This window comes from Actinomadura livida (assembly GCF_014648675.1).
In the GTDB taxonomy this organism is placed as follows: domain Bacteria; phylum Actinomycetota; class Actinomycetes; order Streptosporangiales; family Streptosporangiaceae; genus Spirillospora; species Spirillospora livida.
The window spans coordinates 467707-488906 of record NZ_BMRO01000006.1 but is presented as its reverse complement, the minus strand read 5'-3'; the positions used below and the strand labels follow the sequence as shown (position 1 = coordinate 488906).

Below are 21200 nucleotides of genomic sequence, written 5' to 3'. Positions count from 1 at the left end.
GCCCTTCAGCGGGCGGGGCCGTCCGCGGCGAGCGGGTCGTGGCCGGGCGGCGACCCGGCCGCACCTCTCCCGGTAGCGCGTTCCCCGGACGACGGCGGCGGGAACCACAGGACGAACGTGCTGCCGGCGTCCGGGGCGGAGAACAGCCGCACGTGGCCGTTGTGCGCCTCCACGATGCTCCGCACGATCGCCAGCCCGAGCCCGGTCCGGCGGTCCCGGGAGCGGCGCGACTCCGAGCCGCGCCAGAAGCGGTCGAACACGCGCTCCTGGTCGTCGGCGTGGATCCCGGGCCCGGCGTCCCGGACCGCGATCCACTGCCGGCCGGGTCAGCGCACCAGCCGCAGGGCGCCCTCCCGCGCCCGGTCCGCGGGGATCGCGAACCCGATGCCGATCGAGCCGCCGCCCCCGCCGCGCATCAGTGTGGCGATCGCGGTGTTCACCCCGATGACCTCGCCGCGCGCGTTGACCAGCGGCCCGCCGGAGTTCCCGGGGTTGATGGACGCGTCGGTCTGCACGGCGGTGCTCGCGCCGCCGCCCTCGCCCAGCCGCACCTGCCGGTTCAGCGCGCTGACGATGCCGCTGGTGACCGTGCCCTGCAGGCCCAGCGGGGAGCCGAGCGCGATGACCGGGTCGCCGACGCGCACGTCCGAGAAGCGGCTGAACGTCAGCGGCGCCGGGGCCTGCGCGGCCGGGATCGCCAGCACCGCCAGGTCGAGGGCGCGGTCGGTGCCCACCAGGCGCGCCCGGACCCGCCGCTGGTCGGCCAGCACCACGGTGACCTGGCCGCCGCCCTCGACGACGTGGGCGTTCGTCAGCACGTGGCCCCGCCGGTCGATGACGAACCCGGAGCCGGTGCCCTGCGCGCCCGCGGCCCGCACCTCGATCGACACCACGCTCGCCTGCACCCGCGCCGCGACGTCGCTGAGGCCGCCCTGCACCGGCCCGGCGTCGGACTGCTGCAGCGCCGTGGACTCCGGCGTGTTCGCGGTCAGCCGCCCGGTGACGCCCCCGGCCACGCCACCGGCGAGCAGCGCCGCGATGACGGCCGCGACGACCGCCCGGCCGGGGCCGCCCCTGCGCCCGCGGTGCGGGTCCCCGTAGTCGGGGGTGCCGTAGTCCGGGACGCCGTAGTCCGGCCGGCCGCGTTCGGGGAGCGCCCACGGGTCGGCCGGCGGCGGACGCCTGAACGGATCTTCCTGCGGCCACGTACGAGTGGGCGGAGGGGACGGGAAGTCGGGGCCGCGGGGGTCGCCCAGGCCGTACCGGACCTCGTCCCGGAGGTCGTACTGCGTCGTGCTCTGGCCCATGCCGTACCGGGAGTCCGCCTGCGGTGGATAGCTCATGAGGCTCCTCAAGTTCATTTCCCACTAGTGAGTACTCCGCTCCGATGCGTTTCGTTCAGGGAAAGGGGTGTTGGGAGGGCCGCGTCTCCGCGCCGGTTCACGGCAGGCGCGAGAACCACAGCAACGACGCCGCCGCGACCGCGCACGACAGCAGCAGGCCGGCCCCGATGAACCACGTCCAGATCTCCCGCCGCTCCGTGCGGTAGCCGATGCTGCCGCCGATGTCCGCGTACACCCCGCGCAGTTCGTCGCCGGAGGCGGCCTCGTAGAACCGTCCGCCGGTGTCCTGCGCCAGCCGCTCCAGCGCGGGACCGTCGACCGGCACCGGGATCATCTGCCCGTTCTGCACCATGAAGCCCTCGGGCGTGCCGTAGGCGATCGTCGACACCGGGACGCCGGTCTCCGCGGCGCGCCGGACCGCCTCCCCGGGCTCGCGCCCCGCGGTGTTGGTGCCGTCGGACAGCAGCACGATCCGCGCGGGCGGCGCCTCCGTCCCGAACTGCGCCCCGAACCCGGCGATGGCGTCCACGCCGGTCCGCCGGCGGCCGGCGCGGCGGGGATCAGCGGGGGGCGGACGATTCGAGCGGCGGGGGCAGGGACGGCGACGCGGACGGAGTGGGAGTGGGCAGCGGCGGGCGGCCGGTCGGAATGACGGGATCCGGGCAAGCGGGCGCCGGGGCGGCACGGGTCGTCCCGGAGGACTCGGCGGCGAGCGTCTTTCTCAATTTCTCCGCAGACGATTCCGGCGGTTTAGATGATCTCCGTGCAGTTTTCTCGTCGCTCTGCGTGACATGGGAAGTGGGATGTGTCCGTCCGATGGACGGCTGATTTTCCGGGTACGGGCCGGTGGACGGCGCAATCGCTATCGACAGCACGATGGTCGCGGCCGGCGCAGCCGCGGCACTGAGTCCGACGAGGCTTTTCGCGGAACCGCCCTGGTATAGCGCGCTTAGAGCCAGCAAGGGAACGGCGGACAGTTCGAGAAGACGGGGATGGCGCATCTTCGCGTTCGAACGCAGAATCCTGGCCGCGCGGGAGACCTGCCCGCGCCGCAGATCCCGGTTGAGGACGATGACGGTCCGGTCGCCGTGCACCCGCAGGTACCCGAGGAGCCGGCCGGGCATCTGGGCGCGCGCGTAGGGCCCGATCCGGCCGCGCGGGGGCGCCGCGGTCTGCAGGTGGCGCCACACTTCGCCGGCCGCCGCGCCGTCCCCGCCGGTGCCGGGTTCCGTGCCGCTGATGAGGATAAGGGTCGGCTCTTCGGGTATGAGCGGGACCGTGACGCACTCCCAGCCCATGGCCGTGCGGAACGCGTGTTCGAGTTCGAGCGGCGGGTTCCATTGTTCGGTCACCGCCAGTTGGCTGCGGAGTTTCGCGTTCTCCTGGGTCAGGCGTTCGATTGTCTGCTTGAGGAGCTGTTCGTCAGGGGAATCCACGGCATCTCCCATTGCGTCATCCGCGCCGGCCGTGCCCCCGACGGCACGTCGCGCACAGAAATGACCTTGGAATGCCCGTTCCCGGCTGCCGAAACTATATTCCCCCCGCTTTCCGCCGATGGTCGGGAAGTTCCTCCGCCGCTCTCGGTGCCGACCGCATGCGCCTGAGCAGTACGCCGGTTATGGCGGCCCATTTGTCCTCGTCGTCGGCGAGTGCCGCGGGCGCGTCCCAGATGAAGCGCAGGAACGGGTCGCCGGCCACTTCGGCCGGGTACCCCCCGTCGCCGGGCTCGGCCGCGGGCGCCGCGGGCGCCGTGTCTAGGCACTCCGGCTCGCCGCCCTCCAGGACGGCCCGGAAGCTGCCCCGGCGCCACGCCAGCCGGTCCTCCAGCGGGATGATCACGCGGTCGGTGTAGTCCCTGCCGCGGCCGGTCTCGATCTTGTTGACCACGGAGAGCGACGGCCCTCCCTCCGCGGCGAGGCTGGCCTGCGAGCCGAAGCCGAGTTCGATCCGGCGGCGCCGCACGATCCGGCCGAGCCGCCGCCATGCCTCGGGCGGGTGATCCCGCTCATCGAGATCGCTCAATTGACGGAACTCCTTCCCCGTGGCCGGGAGCGGGGACACCCGGCACGCGGGCATGCTACCGGAGAAAAACGGACTTTGAAGAGTGGTAACGCGTTTTCGGCGTGTGTCGCGGGCTTCCCGCACACTCTGCCGCATCTCGACACGCACGAGTTGGTTAAAACGCGTTACGAGGCTGCGAGACGCATTGAGATGCGTTATGGTGCTCTGCATGTTGAGCTCTCCCGGCAGCGACATCCCTACTGACATCCCTACCGACCGGCTCCTCTACACACCGCAGGAAGCCGCCGAGTTGACGTCGTTCACCCGTGACTGGCTCGTCCGGGCGGCGAGCCGCGGCGAGATCCCGCACCGCCGCTACGGCAAGCGCCTGTTCCGCTTCGCCCAGGAGGACCTGGAAGCGATCAAGGAGATGGGCGCCTGCCCGGTCGAGCCCCGCCCGTGAGGTCCCGGCCGCGCACCGCCGGCCGTGGACGACGACACCGCACCACCTGACCCCACACCGCCTTACGCCGCCACACCTGACGCCGCACCACTAGAGGACGACCCGAATGAGCACTGCTTCCCCTTGGACGGCACGGACCGGAGGTTCCCGATGACCTGGCTCGGCCAAGCGATCATCGACGACCTCGGCGCCGCGGCCGCCGCCCACGAGGCCGCCGCCGAACGAGCCGGCGACGCGCTCGAGACCCACCGGAAGGCGGCCTACGCCGCCAGGGACGACATGCACCGCCACCAGGGACTCGCCGCCGAGGCGAAGTTCCTCCTCGCCATCGCGCACGGTGCCGCGCCGGTCCCGGCGCCGGGGCAGATCCGCGAGGTCGACGACGAGCACTCCGGTCTCGGCCTGGCGATCGGCAACCTCCGGCTGGCGCTGCCCCCGGACGCCTCCCCGGAGCAGTTCGGCAGGCTGGCCGAGTCCATGCGCGCGCTGTACGCGGCGGCCCACGTCGTCGCCCTGCACGCGGACGGCCGCGCCCGCGCGCTGTCCCCGGGGCCGCCGCCCGTACCGGAACCCGCGGCCGAGCCCCCCGCTCCCGTGCCGCGCGCCTACGCGGCCCTGGTCGGGAACCGGGTCCGCGTCGAGGGAACCGACGGCACCTGCCATGCCGGGGTGCTGGGGTCGGTCGAAGGAGGCCAGATCACGCTCCTCGACCAGGACGGCGTCCCCTTCGCGTGGCCGCTGCTCGACGACGTGGCGTCCGTCCGGCCGGCGCCCCCGGGCGATGACGGCGTCGGGCCCGGCGGAACGGCCGCGGAGGACGCGCCGCCGGTCCCGGCGGAGCCGGCGGTGCCGGCCGGGAACGGCGGACGTCCCGGCGCGCTCCAGGAGGAGGCGCGGTGAGCGCGGGGGCCTGGCTCGTCCCCCTCGCCGCGGCGGTCGCGGTGGCCTTCACCGCCGGCATCGCCCGCCACCGCCGCAACCGGGACCGCAAGGAGGCCGACACGCTGGTCCAGCTCGGACGGGCGGAGCGGGCCGTGCGGCTCATCGTCGCCCAGCGCGACGAGGCGGCCGCGGGCCAGGACCGCGCCGAGGCGTTCGGATCGGCCGTGCTCCGCGAGCACCACGCCCTCCGCGAAGCCTGCTTCGACCTGGTCAAACGCTGGGAGTCCCTGCCCAGTGAGGCGGGCTGCGCCCATGCCGAGCAGCTCCGGCGGGTCGTCCGGCTCCACGGCTGGGACGCGCCGTGACGCCCCCGCCCCGCACCACCGCCTGACCCTTCAGGCGACTTCCGACCACGTCGTCTCCTCCGGCAAGGGGGGAGGGGGAGACGACCTCCGGAGGCAGGTCTCGCATGGGGGACGGGACCTGCCGCCGCCGGCGGCCACGCCGCACCGCGCCCACGGCGTGGCCGCCGGCGCTTCCCACGTCCGCACGCCCGCCCCCGTTCACGCAAGGAGAAGAGATGCCGATGGGCTTCGAGGTGTGGCAGTCCGTCGACGCCGCCACGCCGTCCGAACTGGAGACGCCACCGCGGCGGCAGCCGTGGCCGCAGGCGGGCGCCCGCGGGAGGCACCGCCGTCCCCGTCGCACCATCGCCCAGGTGATCAGGGGGATGCCGCCGTTCCCCCACCGCCTGCTGGAGTACCCCGGACCCGGGCGGCCGCTGATGCACGGCATGGACGTCGAACTGTGGCAGCGGCAGGCCCGCAGGAAGGGCTACCTGCTGAAGCCCGACGGCTGGTACGGGCCGCGGTCCCGCAAGGTCGCCGAGTCCCTGCAGCGGCGCGCGGGCCTGCGGGCCGACGGAGTGATCGACCCCCTGACCTGGGCCGCGACCTGGCGATGACCGATGACGCACACCCGCGCGCCCCGCAGGCCGCCGCCGCGGGCGGGCCGCCCGCCGACCGGTTCGGCGACGCCGCCGCGGACCTGCGCACCCACGTCCTGCTGGAGCGGATGCACCGCCTCGCTCCGGACGACCCCCGCCGGGACCGGCTGCGCGCCGAGATCGTCTCGCTCAACACCGCGTTCGTCCGGCGCATCGCGCGCCGCTACGCGGGCCGCGGCGAGCCGCTGGAGGACCTGCTGCAGGTCGCCTACGTGGGGCTGATCACCGCCATCGACCGCTTCGACCACGACCGGGGCAACAGGTTCTACGGGTACGCCTACCCGGTCGTCGCCGGCGAGGTCCGCCGCCACTTCCGGGACAGGACCTGGGGGGTGCGCGTCTCGCGCCGCGTCCAGGAACTGCGGCCGGTCCTGCAGCGCGGCAAGCGCGAGTTCGCCGCCGCCAACGGCCGGCACCCGACCACGGCCGAACTCGCCGACCACGTCGGCATCAGCCACGCGGAGGCCCTGGACGCGCTGCAGGCCGGCGAGGCGTACCGCCCGCTCTCCCTGGACGCCCCGGCGGGCGGCGTCACCGAGGAGGAACCCGGCACCGTGGCGGAGCATCTCGGCGCCGACGACCCGGCCCTGGACCTGTGCCTCGACAAGCACGCGCTGCGCCCGCTGCTCGCGGACCTGCCGGAACGGGAGCGGACGATCCTCTCGCTGCGCTTCTTCGGCGACCAGACCCAGGCGCAGATCGGCGAGCGGCTCGGCATCTCCCAGATGCACGTCTCCCGGCTGCTCGCGAAGACCCTGCTGCACCTCCGCCACGGCCTGCTGCCCGGCACGCCGTCCCGGTGACCCCCGCTCACATGTGCGTGACCAGGACCCCGGGACGCTCCACGCAGTCGGCGACGAACCGCAGGAAGCCCCCGGCCGCGCCGCCGTCGCAGACCCGGTGGTCGAAGGTGAGGGAGAGCTGCGTCACCTTGCGCAGCCGGACCTTCCCCTTGTGCGCCCACGGCCGCTCGGTGATCCGCCCGACACCGAGCATGGCCGCCTCGGGATGGTTGATGATCGGCGTGGAGCCGTCCACCCCGAAGACGCCGTAGTTGTTGACGGTGAACGTGCCGCCGGTGAGGTCCCCGGGGGCGATCCGCCCGTCGCGGGCCTCGTCCGTCCGCTCCCGCAGCGCCGCGGCGAGCTCGGCCAGCGTCATCCGCTGGGCGTCGCGGACCACCGGGACGACGAGGCCCCGGTCCGTCTGCGCCGCGAACCCGAGATGCACCCGCGGCAGCTGCACGATCTCCTGCCGCTCGGTGTCCACGTAGGCGTTGAGCTCCGGGAACCGGCGGAGCCCCGCCACGCAGGCCCGGGCGATCAGCGCCAGCGTCCCGACCCCCGCGGCGGGGTCGGCGCGGCCGATGTCCCGCTTGAGCCGCAGCAGGGCCGTGGCGTCCACGTCGACCCAGGTCGTCGCGTCGGGGATCTCCCGGCGGCTGCGCGACAGCTTGTCGGCGACCGTCCGCCGCACGCCCCGGAGCGGCACGCGCACCTCGCCGTCCCCGGACGGGGCGTCCCGGACCGGGCCCGGCTCCTGCGGCCGCGCCGCGGCGGCGATCGCGGCCTCGACGTCCCGCCGCAGCACGACGCCGCCGGGCCCGCTGGGCGCGAGCGCGCCGACGTCGACGCCGTTGTCGCCCGCCAGCCGCCGCACCACGGGGGAGATGACCCGCGGCACCTCCCGCCGGGGCGCCGCTTCGGGCGCGGACGCCGCCTGCCCCTGCACTGCCTGCCCGGACGCCCGCCGGGCCGCGCGCCGCGACCGGCGGGCGGTGGGCGTCCCGTACCCGACGAGGACGTTGCCGGACCCGGCCCGCTCCTCCTCCCGGTACCGCTCCCGCCTCCGCGCCGTCGCCGTGTCCTGGGCGGCTCCCGCCTCGTCCCCGTTCAGCGCGAGGAGCGGAGCGCCCACGTCCACCACGGCCCCGGCCTCGGCGTAGAGCCTCGTGACGGTCCCGGCGACGGGGGAGGGGACCTCGACGGCGGCCTTGGCCGTCTCGACCTCGACGACGGCCTGGTCGACCGCCACGACGTCGCCGACCGCCACCTTCCACTCGATGATCTCGGCCTCGGTGAGCCCCTCGCCCAGATCCGGCAGCCGGAAGACCGTCCCTTCGCTCATGCCTGTTCCTTGCGGGGGGACGACCCCCCGCGCCCCCTGGTTCGCTTCGCTCATGCCTGTTCCTTGCGGGGGGACGACCCCCCGCGCCCCCCGGTTCGCTTCGCTCATGCCGCACCGCCCAGGTGCCGCATGTCGGGCCGGTCGTCGCGCTGGAGGCGGTCGAGCGTGTCGAGGACGCGGTCGACGTCCGGCAGGTGGTGGTGCTCCAGCATCGGCGGCGGATACGGGATGTCGAGGCCGGAGACCCGCAGCACCGGCGCGTGCAGGCTGTGGAAGCAGCGCTCCTGGACCCGGGCGGCGATCTCCGCGCCGACCCCGGCGAACCCGGCGGCCTCGCTGACCACGACGCAGCGCCCCGTCCGGCGGACGGACGCGGCCACGGTCGCGTCGTCGAACGGGACGATCGTCCGCAGGTCGACGACCTCCGCGTCCCAGCCCTCCTCCTTGGCGGCCTCGGCGGCGTCCAGCGCGACCGGGACGCTCGGCCCGTACGCGACGAGCGTGACGTCCCGCCCGGGGCGCCGGACGGCGGCGCGGCCGAACGGCTCCGTGCGCGCGAGCCCGGCGACGTCCGGGAGGTCCGACTTCGACCAGTACAGCTTCTTCGGCTCCATGAAGACGACCGGGTCGGGGTCGTCGATCGCCTCCCGGAGCAGCGAGTACGCGTCCTCGACCGTCGCCGGCGTGACCACCTTCAGCCCGGGCGTGTGCGCGTAGTAGCCCTCGCTGGAATCGCAGTGGTGCTCGACGCCTCCGATGCCGCCCGCGTACGGGATGCGGATGACGATCGGCAGCCCGATCCGCCCGCGCGTGCGGTTGCGCATCTTCGCCACGTGCGAGGCGATCTGCTCGAACGCGGGGTAGGCGAACGCGTCGAACTGCATCTCGATGACCGGCCGGAAACCGCCCATCGCCATGCCCACGGCGAATCCGGCGATGCCCGCTTCGGCGAGCGGCGTGTCGAAGCACCGGTCCTCGCCGAACTTGGCGGTGAGGCCGTCGGTGATGCGGAAGACGCCGCCGAGCGCGCCGACGTCCTCCCCGAAGACCAGGACCCGCTCGTCCTCGTCCATGGCCTCGCGGAGCGCCGTGTTGAGCGCCTGCGCCATTGTGATCACGACAGCGCCTCCTCGGCTTCGATCTCGGCCCGCAGCAGCGCCCGCTGCTCCTCCAGCTGCGGAGTCGGGGTGCCGTAGACGTGGTCGAACAGCCCCAGCGGGGCGAGTTCGGGGTCGGTGTTCATCCGGTCCCGCAGCCGCCCGGCGAACTCCTCGGCCTCGGCGTACCACGCGGAGATGTCGGCCGCCGAGAGGTGGCCGCGCCGCCGCAGATACCGCTCCAGCCGGGTGACCGGATCGCGCCGCCGCCATTGCTCGGCCTCCGCGTCCGTCCGGTAGCGGGACGCGTCGTCGGCGTTCGTGTGCGACTCCAGCCGGTACGTGTGGGCCTCCACCAGGAACGGTCCCTCGCCCGACCGGGCGTGCTCGACGGCCGCCGCCAGCACGGCCAGCACCGCGACCGGGTCGTTCCCGTCGACCCGCTCGGAACGCACCCCGTACCCGATCCCCTTGTGCGCGAGGGAGGGCGCGGCGGTCTGCCGCTCCAGCGGGACCGAAATGGCGTACTGGTTGTTCTGCACGAAGAACACGACGGGCGCCTTGAACACGGCCGCGAAGTTGAGCGCCTCGTGGAAGTCGCCCTCGCTGGTCGCGCCGTCGCCGACGCAGACCAGCGCGACCCGTCCCGTCCCCTTGCGCCGCTCCGCGTACGCGAGCCCCGCGGCGTGGACGGTCTGGGTCGCGAGCGGCGTGCACTGCGGCGCCACGTGGTGCCGCTCCGGGTCGTAGCCGCAGTGCTCGCTGCCCCTCAGCAGGGCGAGCACCTCCACCGGGTCGATGCCGCGCGTCACCAGCGCGACCGACTCCCGGTAGGTGGGGAAGAACCAGTCGCCCTCATCGAGGGCGAGCACCGCGCCGACCTGGCACGCCTCCTGCCCGTGGCTGGACGGGTACACCGCCAGCCGCCCCTGCTTGGTCAGCGCGGTCGCCTGCGCGTCGAACCGCCGCCCGATCACCATCGCCCGGTACGCCCGCCGCAGCAGCTCCGGCTCCGGCAGCGGGTGGCGGGGCCGCCGCCCGCGCACGGCCGCGCCGTCGTCGGTCAGGAACCGCACGGGCTCCGCCGAGGGAAGCAGCTCCGCGACCCGACCCGTCATCCGATCCCACCTCCGCACTCAATCAGTGCTAGAAATATGAACCGAATCAGCCATAAGTCTCAATAGACGGCACAAAACCAAGACATCCGGCGAGAAACTGGAATACACATGGACCATCTGTCGCCCGGGATCCCGCCCCCGCCGGGTCCCGCCGGACGATCGGCCGCCCCCCTCGACGAGGTCGACCGCGCGATCATCCGCGAGCTCCAGGCCGACGGCCGCCTCTCGATGCGCGCCCTCGCCGAACGGGTGAGCGTCTCGCGCTCCAACGCCTACACGCGCGTGGAGCGCCTGGTCGCGGAAGGGGTGGTCACCGGGTTCACCGCCCGCCTGGACCCTGTCCGCGCCGGTCTCGGCACGGCGGCCTACGTCCTGGTCAACATCGAGCAGAACTCCTGGCGCACGGTGTCGGCCCGGCTCCGCGAGGTCCCCTGCGTCGAGCACCTCGCCTTCGTCGGCGGGGACGTCGACCTGGTCATGCTGGTACGGACCCCCGACAACGCGTCCCTCCGCGACGTCGTCCTCTCCCGCGTCCACGCGGTCGAAGGCGTCCGCTCCACCCGCACCTGGCTGATCTTCGACGAGCCCCCGCCCAGCGGCTAGCGGCCCGCCTCCCACTCCAGGGCGGGCAGGAGGTCTTCGACGGTGATCGGGAGCTCGTGGACCCGGTGGCCGGTGGCGTGGTGGACGGCGTTGGCGATCGCCGCCCCCGACCCGACCTGCCCGATCTCCCCGACGCCCTTGACGCCGAGCGGGCCGGTGACGTCGTCGTCCACCTCGATCAGCTCCACGTCCACCTCCGGCGCGTCGGCGTTGACCGGCACCAGGTAGTCGCCGAGGCTCGCGTTGGCCCACCGGCCGAGACCGGCGTCCATGTGGGTGCCTTCGAGCAGCGCCTGGCTCATGCCCCAGAGCATCCCGCCCATGAGCTGGCTGCGCGCCGTCCGGGGGTTGAGGACGCGGCCCGGGGCGAACGCGCCGACCATGTGCCGGACGCGCACGGTACCGAGGTCGGCGTCGACCGCGACCCTGGCGAACTGGGCCCCGAAGGTGAGCAGTCCGTAGGGGGTGTCCAGGGGCGGCGGGTCCCAGGTGCCGAGGGCCTCGGTGTCGCCCATGAGGTGCCGCTCCATCAGCTCGCCGTAGCTCTCGCCGGCCCCGGGGTCGTCCGCGAGCGCCATCCGCCCGCCGTCCACGGTGATCCAGGCGGGGTCTGCGCCGTGCAGCGGCGACGCGGGGTCGCCCGCGGCCAGTGCTACGAGCCGGTCCCGGACGGCCGCCGCCGCGTAATGGACGGCGGCGCTCACCATCATCGCGCCGTTCGAGCCCACCGGTGAGCCCGCGGTCGGCAGGTCGGTGTCGCCGTAGTCCAGTCGCACGTCGTCCAGGCCGAGACCGAGGGCGTCGGCGGCGACCTGCGTCAGCACGGTGGTCATGCCGGTGCCGAACTCCTGCGCGGCGGTGCCCACGACGGCGGTGCCGTCGGCGTAGAGGCGGGCCCTGGCCCGCTGCGTCCGCATGAAGAACGCGACCGGGTACGCGGCGGCGGCCATCCCGGTGCCGATCAGCTGGTCTCCCTCGCGTTCTCTGCCGGGCCGGGGATCGCGCGCGTCCCAGCCGAACCGCTCCGCGCCCCGCCGCAGGCACTCCGCGAACCCGGAGCTCGACCACGGATGCCCGGTGTTGGGGTCGACGTCGCTGAGATTGCGCATGCGCAGCTCGACCGGGTCGATGCCGAGCCTCCCGGCGAGCTCGTCCATCGCGCATTCGAGGCTGAACACCCCGGCCGCCTCGCCCGGCCCGCGGGTGAAGGTGGGCGTCATCGTGTTGCCGCGCACCAGGCGGTGGACGCCCTCGAAGGCGGGGGCGGCGTACAGCTGGGAGGCGGCGCAGAAGGCGGGCTCGGCCCAGTCGTCGAACGGCGAGGTGACCGAGATCTTGTCGTGCCGGATCGCGGTGAGCGCGCCGTCCCTCCGCGCCCCGAGGCGGACGCGCTGCTCCTGCTCCTCGCGATGCCCGTACGAGGTGAACATCTGCGCGCGCGACACCGTGAGCCGGACGGGACGCCGCACGTGCCGGGCGGCGAGCGCGGCGAGGGTCACGTGCGGCCAGACCATCGCCTTGGACCCGAACGCCCCGCCCACGTACCGGGTCAGCACCCGGATCCGCGACGGGGACATGCCGAGCAGCGCCGCGACGGTCAGCTGCACCGCCTTGATCCCCTGGCAGGAGTCGTACAGGGTCAGCCGGTCGTCCTCCCAGACCGCCGTGGTGGTCATCGGCTCCAGCGCGTTGTGGTGGTTGGGCGCGAACCGGAACGTCGCGTCGACACCGAGGTCAGCCGAGGCGAGGCCGTCCCGGGCGTCCCCCCGCCGCGACCGCGCGGGCATGAACCCGCCGAAGATCTTCTCGGGCTCGTAGGCGTCCCCGCGGCCCTGGCCGATGGTGGTGACGGACGGCGCCCCGGCGTAGGACACCTCCACGAGGGACGCGGCGTACCGCGCCTGCTCCAGGGAGTCGGCGACGACGATCGCCACCGGCTGGCCCGCGTAGTGGACCTCGTCGTCCTGCATCGGGAAGAACGTCTCTCCCGGCGCCGGACCGCCCATGAGGGACGGGACGAGCGGCACGCGGTTCACCGCCGGCAGGTCGCGGCGCGTCAGCACCGCGGCGACGCCGCCGGCGTTCTCCGCCGCCCGCGTGTCGATCGAGGTGATCCGGCCGCGGGCCACCAGGGCGCCGACGATCTCCGCGTAGGCGAGGCCGGGGAGCGCGATCTCCCCCGAGTACCGCGCCGATCCGGTGACCTTCTCCCGCCCGTCGACCCGGACGGCCTCCCTGCCGATCACGGCGGTCATCGCGTTCCCCCCTCCTCGTCCCCGTCCGCGAGGGCCGTCAGCGCCCGGACGATCGCCCGCTGCGCCAGCTCGACCTTGAACTCGTTCTGCGGCAGGGGCGTGGCCGGAGCGAGTTCCCGCCGGGCCGCCTCGGCGAACGCCTCCCGCGTGGCCGGGCCGCCGAGCAGGCTCCGCTCGGCGGTCCGCGCCCGCCACGGCTTGGTGGCGACCCCGCCGAGCGCGAGGCGGATGTCGGCGACGGTCCGGTACCGCACGTCCATGGCGGCCGCGACCGAGACGAGCGCGAACTCGTACGACGCGCGGTCGCGGACCTTCAGGTAGGACGACCGCCGGGCCGTCGCCGCCCCGGGGACGTCGATCGCGGTGATCAGCTCGCCGTGCTCCAGCGGATGCTCGCGCTCGGGCGTGTCGCCCGGGAGCAGGAAGAACTCGTCGATCGGGACGGCCCGCTCGCCGTGCGGCCCCCGGGTGCGGACCACCGCGTCCAGCGCGACCAGCGCGACCGCCGCGTCCGACGGGTGCGTGGCGATGCACTTGTCACTCGTACCGAGCACGGCGTGCCCGCGATGGAACCCGGTGATGGCCGCGCAGCCGCTTCCGGGGTCGCGCTTGTTGCACGGCGACACGGCGTCGCGGAAGTAGCCGCACCGCACCCGCTGGCACAGGTTCCCGGCCATCGAGGCCATCGTGCGCAGCTGCGGCGACGCGCCCTGCAGCAGGGCCTCCGAGATGACCGGGAAGCGCTCCGCCACCCCGGGCGCCTCCGCCACGTCGCTCATCCGGGCCAGGCCGCCGATGCGGACGCCCCCGTCCGGGAGGTCGTCGACGCGGTCCAGCGGCAGGTCGTTGATGTCCACCAGCAGCCCGGGCCGCAGCACGTCCTGGCGCACGAGGTCGATCTCGGTGGTGCCCCCGGCGAGGAACTCGCCGTCCGGGCGGGCCAGGACCGTCGCGATCGCCGTGTCGACGTCGTCCGCCCGCGCGTAGGCGAAGGGACGCATCGTCACTCACCTCCCGCCGCGTCGCGCACCTCGCGGATGGCGTCCCGGATGTTCGGGTAGGCGGCGCACCGGCAGATGTTGCCGCTCATCCACTCGGCGATCTCGTCGTCGGCGGCACGGCCCTCCTCCAGCAGCGCCACGGCGGACATGAGCTGGCCAGGCGTGCAGTAGCCGCACTGGAACGCGTCATGGGCGATGAACGCAGCCTGCATCGGATGCAGCTCGCCGCCGTCTTGAAGCCCTTCGACCGTGGTGATCTCATGGCCTTCGCCCGCGACCGCGAGCGTCAGGCAGGACAGCACCCGGCGCCCGTCCGACCACACCGTGCAGGCGCCGCAGGTCCCCTGGTCGCAGCCCTTCTTCGTCCCGGTCAGGCCGAGATGCTCGCGCAGCGCGTCCAGCAGGCTCACCCTGGGCTCGATCCGCAGCTCGACCCCCTCGCCGTTGACGGTGAGGGCGACGGTCCTCGCCTTGGACGTTCCTTCCAGCGGCGGCGAACCAACGTGGATGGCCATGGCGACCCCTTCCGCGGCCGATTATGTGATTCCGTCAAGGCTCGTCCCGCACGCCCTGCGGCCGCATCCGCCACTGGCCAGTCGGCCCGGCCGGCCGGCCCCCGCATGTCGCCGGCCTGGGCGGATAGCGTGGAAGTGTGCCGGTATCGCCGATCGGCGGGGGAGACGCGGCGACGCTCACGGGCCGCCGCGCCGAACGGGCTGCGCTCGACCGGCTGCTCACGGACGTCCGCGCGGGGGAGAGCCGGGCGCTGGTCCTGCACGGGGAGCCGGGCGTGGGCAAGACGGCGCTGCTGGACCACCTGGCCGGCCGGGCGCCGGACTGCCGGATCGCCCGGGTCGCCGGCGTCGAACCGGAGGCGGGGCTCGCCTTCGCCGGGGTGCACCAGCTGTGCGCGCCCATGCTCGATCACCTCGGACGCCTCCCGGCGCCCCAGCGTCACGCGCTGCGGACCGCGTTCGGCATGAGCGACGGCACGGCGCCGGACCCGTTCCTCACCGGCCTGGCCGTCCTCGGCCTGCTGTCCGCCGCCGCCGGGGAGCGGCCGCTGCTGTGCCTGATCGATGACCACCAGTGGCTCGACCGGGCCTCGTCCCGGACCCTCGCGTTCGCCGCCCGCCACCTCGAAGCAGAACCGGTCGGCGTGGTCTTCGCTAGCCGAGCCCCGGACGACGACCTGGCCGGCCTGCCGGAACTGCACGTCGAGGGACTGGGGGACGACGACGCGCGGACGCTGCTGGGCACGGCGCTGACCGCTCCGCTGGATCCACGGATCCTCGACCGGATCGTCAGCGAGACACGCGGCAACCCGCGAGCGCTGCTGGAACTGCCCCGGGGGCGGACGCCCACCGAGCTGGCGGGCGGCTTCGGGCTCCCCGGCACCCACCCGTCCGGAAGGGATCCCGGGGACGGCTTCCGGTACCGCCTCACCGCACTCCCGGCCGGTACCCAGCGCCTCCTCCTGCTCGCGGCGGCCGACCCGACCGGCGACGCGGCGCTGCTGTGGCGTGCGGCCCGGCACCTGGGCATCGAAACCGAGGCGGCGGCCCCCGCGACCGCGGCGGACCTGGCCGGCTTCGGCGCCCGGGTCCGCTTCCGCCACCCCCAGATACGTGCGGCCGTCTACGAGGCGGCGTCACCCTCGCAGCGACGGGAGGCCCACCACGCGCTGGCGGAGGCCACCGACCCCGAGACCGATCCGGACCGCCGCGCCTGGCACCGGTCCCAGGCCGCCCCGGGACCGGACGAGACCGTCGCCGAGGATTTGGAACGTTCCGCGAACCGAGCCCGGTCACGCGCCGGATTCCCCGCCGAGACGGCCTTCCTAGAACGTGCGGCGACGCTGACACTCGATCCGGCCCGACGGTCCGGCCGAGCACTCGCCGCTGCCGCCGCAGGAATCCAGGCCGGGGCCTTCGAGACGGCCCGCGACCTGCTCCGCGTGGCCACCGCCGGACCGCTGAACGAGGCCGGCCGGGCACAAGCGGACCTGCTGCGCGCCCGCCTAGCCCACGTAACCGACCGAGGTGGCGAAGCTCCCCTCCGTCTCATCCGGGCCGCCAAGCGACTCGCACCGATCGACGCCAAGGCCGCACGGGCCGCCTACCTGGACGCCCTGTCCGCCGCGATGGCCACCGGCCCCCTCGCCACTCCCGGCGGCGAAGTCCAAGAGGTAGCGAGGGCCACCGCAGGGCAACAGCCGCCACACCGCCCCGAGGCAGCACCCGACCTGCTCCTCGCGGGCCTAGCCGCGAACGTCCCCGCCGACCACGCAACGGGCGGGCCGGTCCTGCGACGGGCCCTGGTCGCCTTCGACACGCCCCCGGACGGCGATCTGCGCTCGCTCTGGGCGGCCGCCCTGGCGGCACTGCACCTCTGGGACGACACGCGCTACCACGTGCTGACCAGCCGATACGTACGACTAGCACGCGCATCCGGCGCACTGGGCGAGCTTCCACGCGCCCTCGACGCCCGCGCCTGCGGACTGGCGCTCGCCGGAGACCTGACCACCGCCGCATCACTGACCGAGGAGGCGCGGGCGGTGGCCGAGGCGACGGGGACCCGTCCCGCACCCTGTGCCGCCCTGTGCGTAGCCGCGCTGCGCGGCCGCAGCGCAGAGGCGCCCGCCCTGATCGAGGTTGCCGCCCGGCGGGGCGAGGGCCTCGCGGTGACCGTCGCCGATTGGGCGAACGCGGTCCTGCTGAACGGTCTCGGCGACTATCCGGGAGCGATGGCCGCCGCCTTGCGCTCCCTCGGCCACCAGCGGTACCCCGATGCCGGGCACCTGGGCCCGGCGAGCCGCGCCGCGCCCGAACTGGTCGAGGCGGCGGCGCGCGGCGGCATGGACGCGACGGCCGACGAGGCGATCCGCTGGATCACCGCGATGGCCGGAGCCTGCGGTACCGGCTGGGCGCTCGGGATCGAGGCGCGTTCGCGCGCGCTCCGCGCCGGCGGCCGGACCGCGGAACGCCTCTACCGCGAGTCGATCGCCCGTCTCGCCCGGACCCGCCTCCGCCCGGAACTCGCGCGCGCCCACCTCCTCTTCGGTGAGTGGCTCCGCCGGGAACGCCGCCGCGCGGAGGCGCGCACCCACCTGCATACGGCCCACCGGATGCTGGAGGCGATGGGCATGGACGCGTTCGCCGAGCGGGCCGGACGCGAGCTGCGCGCCACCGGCGAGTCCACCGCGACCGGAGACGGGGAGCTGACGGCCCAGGAGGCCCAGATCGCCCGGCTGGCCCGCGACGGGCTGTCGAACCCGGAGATCGGCACCCGCCTGTTCATCAGCGCGCGCACGGTCCAGTACCACCTGCGCAAGGTGTTCCTCAAACTCGGCATCACCTCGCGCGCCCAGCTCGACCGCGTCCTGTAGCGCCGGGCACGCGCGGTCAGGTCAGGGGCCGAACCTCGGTGACGCTGTAGGACATGGAGGCGCGGAATCCCATGCCGGGGCGGACGGGTGCCAGGTCGGCCGGTTCCTCGCCGGGCGCCTGTCAGCGGGCGTCCACGAGGACGAAGAACTCGCGGTACCGGCTGCGCACCGGTTCGAGGAGTTCGTCGTCCTCTCCGTTGAACTGCCAGTCGACGAAGAACGCGACGACACGTCCGGAGGAGTCCGGATCGGGCGTCAGCCCCTCGGGAAGGGTGGCCTCCGCGGCCGCCGGCTCGGCCCAGAATTCGACCCCGACGATATCGCCCGCGTAGTGCCAGGGCGGAGTGGAAGCAATATTCGCGACGCCTTTCGGCGAAAGAGGAACGGCGTAGCCCCCCCAGAAGGGGCGCACTTCACCCAACCAAGACCACGCACAGACATTAAGGCCCACAGAAACCGAAACCGGAAGGGGGCGTGGGGGCGGAGCCCCCACATCGGGGGTCCGGGGTCGCCCCCCGGGAAAGCAGAAAGGAGGAGGCATGGCCCGCGCTCTCCGCGGGCATACCTCCCCCACTCCGACGTGGGCGATACTGGGATTGAACCAGTGGCCTCTACCGTGTCAAGGTAGCGCTCTCCCACTGAGCTAATCGCCCTTGCGTGCTACGAGGTGGAGACGGGATTTGAACCCGTGTACACGGCTTTGCAGGCCGTTGCCTCGCCTCTCGGCCACTCCACCAGAGCGAGGCCGGTTGGGCCTCCCAGAGCGGACGACGGGATTCGAACCCGCGACCCTCACCTTGGCAAGGTGATGCTCTACCAACTGAGCCACGTCCGCGTGTCGGCCGGAGGTCGCCCCCCGGCGTGCGTGGACAACTCTAGCGGAATCCTGGCGTGGTTGCGTACTCGGCGGATGTGGTCTCGCTGACTTCGTCGTGGAGGGAGTTCCAGAAGGCGAGTTCGGTGTCCTCTTCGAGGTGGGCGATGCGGCCCCAGAACTCGCGGTCCTCGGCCTCGTGGGCGGCGGCGAGGGAGAGGGCGGGCATGAGGGTGGTGCCGGCGTCCGCGGAGTCGAGGTCGGCGGGCGTGATGTCGGCGGGGAGGGCGACGGGGGTGGAGGGGCGGTGGTGCTTGCCGCGCTTGCGGACGCGGATGGGGGGTGTGGTGGGGGCCTTCGCGGCGGCGGCGCGGCCGGCGGCGAGGGCGAGGCTGCCGCAGAGGACGAGGGCGAGGACGCCGCCGAGGACGACTTCCTGGCTGGGGAGCTGCTGCTGGGGGGCGGCGTTCTCCTGCTCGTGGGTGGCGGTCGAGGCGGCGCGGTCGCCGACCTTGTCGACGGTGGGGGCGGGGGCGGCGTGCTTGGGGGTGTACTTGGCCTCGACCTTGACCTTGGAGGGGTAGCCGAAGCCGACGACGGTGTCCATGTCGCGGGTCTTGCGCATGAGCTTGTAGCCGTCGGCGTTGCCCTCGATGGTGTGGAGGGTGCGGCCTTCGACCTTCTCGACGATGCCGACGTGGTCGATGCGGCCGATGTCCTTGGAGCCGTTCCAGTCGTAGAAGACGATGGCGCCGGGTTCGGGTTCGCGGCCGAAGGCGCCGTGCTCGTCGAACCATTTGGCGTGGTCGACGGTGGCGGCGAACTGCCCGGCCTGCTCGGTGACGTCGGCCTTGTCGGCGGCCCAGGCGAGGAACATGTCGCACCAGGGGGCGGTCTTGAAGTAGTCGTCGTGGTCGCCGTCGACGTTCTCGGTCCACCAGTTGCCGTACTTGGTGTAGCCGTCGCCCTTCTCGGTGTAGCCGAGTTCCTTCTTGGCGATGTCGAGCAGCTTCTTGCCGATCGGGTCCATCTCGCTCCCTGCCGTCGCGCTCGTCCGGGCAGGGGTGTGCCCGACCGGGGGGACGGAACGTGCGCCGTGACGTCCTGGCCTCCGTCACGTATCAAGGTCACGTTCTGATCTCGACGGAATGTAGTCGAGGTAAAAGGTCCGCGGCAACCCGTTCCAGTGAATCGGTCAAAACGGACTACTCAGAAGTAGCCCCTGGGTAGGACGGTCACGGGGCACGGCGCGGCCCGCAGAACCTTGAGGGCGACCTCGCCCAGGAAGACCCGGTGGGCGGCGGCGTCCTCGCTGGACGCGCACACGAGGAGCTCGTCGTCGGGCCAGTCGACGTCCTCCAGTGCGTCGGCCACGTCGTTGCCCTCGGCGAGGTCGGCGGAGACCTCCTCGGGGAGCAGTTCGGACGAGTCCAGGGCCAGCCGGATGGCGAGGGCCAGGTCGTCGCGGAGCCGCTCGGCACCGTCGTCCCCGCCGACGTCGCCGACGGCCAGCGTGACCAGGCGGAGGGGGACCTCCAGCCGCTCGGCGGCCTGGGCCGCGCGGATGACCGCCTCGTCGCACTGGGGCCGCCGGACGTACATGACCGTGATGCGGCCGAGGTAGTCGGGCGGGGTGTAGCCGGACGGGGCGAGCATCACGGCCTCGGTGGCCGAGTGGAGCAGGTGGTCCGCGGCGGCGCCGACGCCGATGCGGCCGCGGGCGCCGCCCTCGGGGGAGCCGACGACGATGAGGTCGGCGCCGATCCGGCTGGCGAGGGCGGTGAGCCCGCGGGCGACGCTGCGCCCCTCCTGGACGTGCAGGTCGGCGGGCCGGTCGTCCAGGAGGTCGGCCGCCTGGTCGAGTAACGCGCGGGCCTCGCCCGCGGCGGCGGGGAGGCCCGGCGGGTGCACGGTGGCGACGCTCAGCCGGCCGCCGGTGAGCGCGACGATCGCGGACGCGAGGTCGAGCGCCTCCCTCCCGCCCGCGTCGTTGACGTATCCGGCGAGGACGTGTTCGCCGATCATGCGCCCGGCGCTCCGCCGCGGCGCCCCGCGCTCTGCTCGCGCGGCCCGTCTTCGATCATGTGGTCCAGCATTCCCCCCGAGCGGCGGATCAGACCAGGTGTGATTTGAGGTAGTTTTCCTGGTTATTGATCTTTGGGGGATATACATGGGTCCGAGGGGCGGAACTCGAACCCGCCGACGCCCGTGCCTGAGCCGCCCGCTTGCGCCGAGGCCGACCTCGCCGGGGCGGGATCAGATCGCCGTGTGGGCGAGCCAGTGGTCCAGGAGGGACCGGTCGCCGGCCACCGCCACCTCGGCATCGTCCGGGTCGAGACGGCGTGCGAGGAGCAGCAGCAGGTCGCGGACGGACCCGCGCACGGTCACGTCCGCTTCCACCTCCGCGACCGCGGCGCCGTGCTCGAAGACGGCGCCGTGGCCCTCCCGGATGATCAGCCAGTCGTGCAGCGAGTGCTCCACCGGACACAGGCGCAGCGTCTCTCCCCGCCCGCGCAGCTCGGCCAGCTCGGGTTTGTGGTCCGCCGCGGACGCGCTCGACAGGAGCTCGAGGGACTCGGTGATCGCGTCTGCGGCGAGGTCGGCGTCCAGCGCGAACGGCCTTCCGGCGGTGAACGCCGCGTCCGCGTGGTGGACGGACGTCTCGTGCGTCATCCGCCGCAGCCACCGGGCGGTCGGCCACGTCCCGAGGAGGGGATGCTCGACCGTCCCGTCCGGGGCCGCCTCGAACGCGCCGATCAGCTGCTCCGCGCCGTCGCGCAGCCAGCCGCCCCATCCCCCCGGATCGTCCGGGGCCGTGCGGGACAGCGCCTTCACGACCTCGGTACCGCCCGTCCGGATCAGCTGGGTCGTCCATCGATGCGCGCCGCCGACATGTTCGACCAAGTCCCGCAGGGTCCAGTCGGGACAGGTCGGTACGCGCGTGGAAGGGTCCTCCCGGGCGGCCGAGCCGGCCAGTCCGGCGGCGTGCTCGCGCAGCCCCTCCACCATGCGTGCGCCATCGAGCGCCTTCATGTCCTCGTCTCCTTCTGCCGGTGCCTGAGCGTGGCCCCTAACGTAGGAACTCCAGCACGGTGGAGGTTC

The 21200-nt window shown here is 73.7% G+C and carries 22 protein-coding genes and 3 tRNA genes; 7 read left to right on the top strand and 18 right to left on the bottom strand.

The features are described from left to right. Window positions 1–5: 5 nt before the first annotated feature. From IEZ03_RS17340 to IEZ03_RS17325, 5 genes are all read right to left on the bottom strand, one after another. Window positions 6–311: an ATP-binding protein gene (locus IEZ03_RS17340; RefSeq protein ID WP_184890546.1), complete on the bottom strand. Its 306-nt coding sequence runs from the start codon at window positions 309–311 to the stop codon at window positions 6–8. A 15-nt stretch (window positions 312–326) separates the two neighbouring features. Beyond that, window positions 327–1343 carry a S1C family serine protease gene (locus tag IEZ03_RS17335; RefSeq protein ID WP_221480653.1) on the bottom strand — a complete coding sequence of 339 codons (1017 nt, stop codon included), beginning with the start codon at window positions 1341–1343 and terminating at the stop codon, window positions 327–329. Between the two features lie 97 nt (window positions 1344–1440). Then, window positions 1441–1872, bottom strand: a complete 432-nt coding sequence (locus IEZ03_RS17330; RefSeq protein WP_221480654.1) for a vWA domain-containing protein — start codon at window positions 1870–1872, stop codon at window positions 1441–1443. 31 nt (window positions 1873–1903) lie between these two features. Next, complete coding sequence (locus IEZ03_RS37975) at window positions 1904–2779, bottom strand: hypothetical protein (RefSeq protein WP_221480655.1); 876 nt, start codon at window positions 2777–2779, stop codon at window positions 1904–1906. 94 nt (window positions 2780–2873) lie between these two features. Further along, complete coding sequence (locus IEZ03_RS17325; RefSeq protein WP_189241210.1) at window positions 2874–3365, bottom strand: hypothetical protein; 492 nt, start codon at window positions 3363–3365, stop codon at window positions 2874–2876. Window positions 3366–3573: 208 nt separating this feature from the next. On the opposite strand from IEZ03_RS17325, the gene IEZ03_RS17320 reads away from it, so the two are divergent. From IEZ03_RS17320 to IEZ03_RS17300, 5 genes are all read left to right on the top strand, one after another. Then, complete coding sequence (locus IEZ03_RS17320; protein WP_184883293.1) at window positions 3574–3807, top strand: helix-turn-helix domain-containing protein; 234 nt, start codon at window positions 3574–3576, stop codon at window positions 3805–3807. A 150-nt stretch (window positions 3808–3957) separates the two neighbouring features. After that, on the top strand, window positions 3958–4707 hold the full coding sequence (locus IEZ03_RS17315; RefSeq protein WP_184883295.1) for a hypothetical protein: 750 nt from the start codon (window positions 3958–3960) through the stop codon (window positions 4705–4707). After that, window positions 4704–5054: a hypothetical protein gene (locus IEZ03_RS17310; RefSeq protein WP_184883296.1), complete on the top strand. Its 351-nt coding sequence runs from the start codon at window positions 4704–4706 to the stop codon at window positions 5052–5054. Before IEZ03_RS17315 ends, IEZ03_RS17310 begins: the two co-directional genes overlap by 4 nt. A 215-nt stretch (window positions 5055–5269) precedes the next feature. Then, window positions 5270–5653 (top strand): peptidoglycan-binding domain-containing protein, encoded by a 384-nt coding sequence (locus IEZ03_RS17305; RefSeq protein ID WP_165966337.1) that lies wholly within the window; start codon window positions 5270–5272, stop codon window positions 5651–5653. Then, complete coding sequence (locus IEZ03_RS17300) at window positions 5650–6498, top strand: SigB/SigF/SigG family RNA polymerase sigma factor (protein ID WP_184883298.1); 849 nt, start codon at window positions 5650–5652, stop codon at window positions 6496–6498. Before IEZ03_RS17305 ends, IEZ03_RS17300 begins: the two co-directional genes overlap by 4 nt. Before the next feature lie 7 nt (window positions 6499–6505). Here IEZ03_RS17300 and IEZ03_RS17295 read toward each other — a convergent pair whose 3' ends face one another. The 3 genes from IEZ03_RS17295 to pdhA all read right to left on the bottom strand — a co-directional run bounded on the left by IEZ03_RS17295 (window position 6506) and on the right by pdhA (window position 10037). Beyond that, entirely contained in the window at window positions 6506–7822 is a 1317-nt protein-coding gene (locus tag IEZ03_RS17295) for a dihydrolipoamide acetyltransferase family protein (protein WP_184883300.1), read from the bottom strand. 104 nt (window positions 7823–7926) lie between these two features. Next, window positions 7927–8931 carry an alpha-ketoacid dehydrogenase subunit beta gene (locus IEZ03_RS17290; protein WP_184890548.1) on the bottom strand — a complete coding sequence of 335 codons (1005 nt, stop codon included), beginning with the start codon at window positions 8929–8931 and terminating at the stop codon, window positions 7927–7929. Window positions 8932–8936: 5 nt separating this feature from the next. Next, window positions 8937–10037 (bottom strand): pyruvate dehydrogenase (acetyl-transferring) E1 component subunit alpha, encoded by a 1101-nt coding sequence (gene pdhA, locus IEZ03_RS17285; RefSeq protein ID WP_184883302.1) that lies wholly within the window; start codon window positions 10035–10037, stop codon window positions 8937–8939. A gap of 108 nt (window positions 10038–10145) precedes the next feature. Between pdhA and IEZ03_RS17280 the strand changes: the two genes are divergently transcribed. Continuing rightward, window positions 10146–10640: an Lrp/AsnC family transcriptional regulator gene (locus tag IEZ03_RS17280; RefSeq protein ID WP_132049584.1), complete on the top strand. Its 495-nt coding sequence runs from the start codon at window positions 10146–10148 to the stop codon at window positions 10638–10640. Here the strand turns inward: IEZ03_RS17280 and IEZ03_RS17275 are convergent. Genes IEZ03_RS17275 through IEZ03_RS17265 form a run of 3 tightly spaced genes read right to left on the bottom strand, consistent with a single transcriptional unit; the run spans window position 10637 to window position 14411 of the window. Next, window positions 10637–12895: a xanthine dehydrogenase family protein molybdopterin-binding subunit gene (locus IEZ03_RS17275; RefSeq protein WP_184883304.1), complete on the bottom strand. Its 2259-nt coding sequence runs from the start codon at window positions 12893–12895 to the stop codon at window positions 10637–10639. The genes IEZ03_RS17280 and IEZ03_RS17275 overlap by 4 nt on opposite strands. Beyond that, complete coding sequence (locus IEZ03_RS17270; RefSeq protein WP_184890549.1) at window positions 12892–13896, bottom strand: FAD binding domain-containing protein; 1005 nt, start codon at window positions 13894–13896, stop codon at window positions 12892–12894. Before IEZ03_RS17270 ends, IEZ03_RS17275 begins: the two co-directional genes overlap by 4 nt. Before the next feature lie 2 nt (window positions 13897–13898). Continuing rightward, window positions 13899–14411 (bottom strand): (2Fe-2S)-binding protein, encoded by a 513-nt coding sequence (locus tag IEZ03_RS17265; RefSeq protein ID WP_184883305.1) that lies wholly within the window; start codon window positions 14409–14411, stop codon window positions 13899–13901. 137 nt (window positions 14412–14548) lie between these two features. Here IEZ03_RS17265 and IEZ03_RS17260 point away from each other — a divergent pair, with 137 nt between their 5' ends. Then, on the top strand, window positions 14549–17284 hold the full coding sequence (locus tag IEZ03_RS17260) for a helix-turn-helix transcriptional regulator (protein ID WP_221480656.1): 2736 nt from the start codon (window positions 14549–14551) through the stop codon (window positions 17282–17284). Window positions 17285–17405: 121 nt separating this feature from the next. On the opposite strand, the gene IEZ03_RS17255 is transcribed toward IEZ03_RS17260, so the two are convergent. The 7 genes from IEZ03_RS17255 to IEZ03_RS17225 all read right to left on the bottom strand — a co-directional run bounded on the left by IEZ03_RS17255 (window position 17406) and on the right by IEZ03_RS17225 (window position 21131). After that, window positions 17406–17696, bottom strand: coding sequence for an acetoacetate decarboxylase family protein (locus IEZ03_RS17255; protein ID WP_221480657.1), 291 nt, complete (start codon window positions 17694–17696; stop codon window positions 17406–17408). Window positions 17697–17865: 169 nt separating this feature from the next. Next, window positions 17866–17937, bottom strand: a tRNA-Val gene (locus tag IEZ03_RS17250). A gap of 12 nt (window positions 17938–17949) precedes the next feature. Then, window positions 17950–18020 (bottom strand) — tRNA-Cys (locus IEZ03_RS17245). Between the two features lie 26 nt (window positions 18021–18046). After that, a tRNA-Gly gene (locus IEZ03_RS17240) sits at window positions 18047–18119 on the bottom strand. 40 nt (window positions 18120–18159) lie between these two features. Beyond that, the gene (locus tag IEZ03_RS17235) at window positions 18160–19128 is read right to left on the bottom strand and encodes a CHAP domain-containing protein (RefSeq protein WP_184883307.1); all 969 of its coding nucleotides are present in this window, start codon (window positions 19126–19128) and stop codon (window positions 18160–18162) included. A gap of 179 nt (window positions 19129–19307) precedes the next feature. Further along, window positions 19308–20123: a universal stress protein gene (locus tag IEZ03_RS17230; RefSeq protein WP_184883309.1), complete on the bottom strand. Its 816-nt coding sequence runs from the start codon at window positions 20121–20123 to the stop codon at window positions 19308–19310. Window positions 20124–20354: 231 nt separating this feature from the next. Next, window positions 20355–21131, bottom strand: coding sequence for a maleylpyruvate isomerase family mycothiol-dependent enzyme (locus tag IEZ03_RS17225; protein ID WP_184883311.1), 777 nt, complete (start codon window positions 21129–21131; stop codon window positions 20355–20357). Window positions 21132–21200: the final 69 nt, after the last annotated feature.

Coding starts and splice junctions, on each gene's coding strand:
- IEZ03_RS17335 (WP_221480653.1), bottom strand. CDS start 1,343: ATGAGCTATCCACCGCAGGCGGACTCCCGGTACGGCATGGGCCAGAGC.
- IEZ03_RS17320 (WP_184883293.1), top strand. CDS start 3,574: ATGTTGAGCTCTCCCGGCAGCGACATCCCTACTGACATCCCTACCGAC.
- IEZ03_RS17315 (WP_184883295.1), top strand. CDS start 3,958: ATGACCTGGCTCGGCCAAGCGATCATCGACGACCTCGGCGCCGCGGCC.
- IEZ03_RS17305 (WP_165966337.1), top strand. CDS start 5,270: ATGCCGATGGGCTTCGAGGTGTGGCAGTCCGTCGACGCCGCCACGCCG.
- IEZ03_RS17300 (WP_184883298.1), top strand. CDS start 5,650: ATGACCGATGACGCACACCCGCGCGCCCCGCAGGCCGCCGCCGCGGGC.
- IEZ03_RS17295 (WP_184883300.1), bottom strand. CDS start 7,822: ATGAGCGAAGGGACGGTCTTCCGGCTGCCGGATCTGGGCGAGGGGCTC.
- IEZ03_RS17290 (WP_184890548.1), bottom strand. CDS start 8,931: ATGGCGCAGGCGCTCAACACGGCGCTCCGCGAGGCCATGGACGAGGAC.
- pdhA (WP_184883302.1), bottom strand. CDS start 10,037: ATGACGGGTCGGGTCGCGGAGCTGCTTCCCTCGGCGGAGCCCGTGCGG.
- IEZ03_RS17280 (WP_132049584.1), top strand. CDS start 10,146: ATGGACCATCTGTCGCCCGGGATCCCGCCCCCGCCGGGTCCCGCCGGA.
- IEZ03_RS17275 (WP_184883304.1), bottom strand. CDS start 12,895: ATGACCGCCGTGATCGGCAGGGAGGCCGTCCGGGTCGACGGGCGGGAG.
- IEZ03_RS17270 (WP_184890549.1), bottom strand. CDS start 13,896: ATGCGTCCCTTCGCCTACGCGCGGGCGGACGACGTCGACACGGCGATC.
- IEZ03_RS17265 (WP_184883305.1), bottom strand. CDS start 14,411: ATGGCCATCCACGTTGGTTCGCCGCCGCTGGAAGGAACGTCCAAGGCG.
- IEZ03_RS17235 (WP_184883307.1), bottom strand. CDS start 19,128: ATGGACCCGATCGGCAAGAAGCTGCTCGACATCGCCAAGAAGGAACTC.
- IEZ03_RS17230 (WP_184883309.1), bottom strand. CDS start 20,123: ATGATCGGCGAACACGTCCTCGCCGGATACGTCAACGACGCGGGCGGG.
- IEZ03_RS17225 (WP_184883311.1), bottom strand. CDS start 21,131: ATGAAGGCGCTCGATGGCGCACGCATGGTGGAGGGGCTGCGCGAGCAC.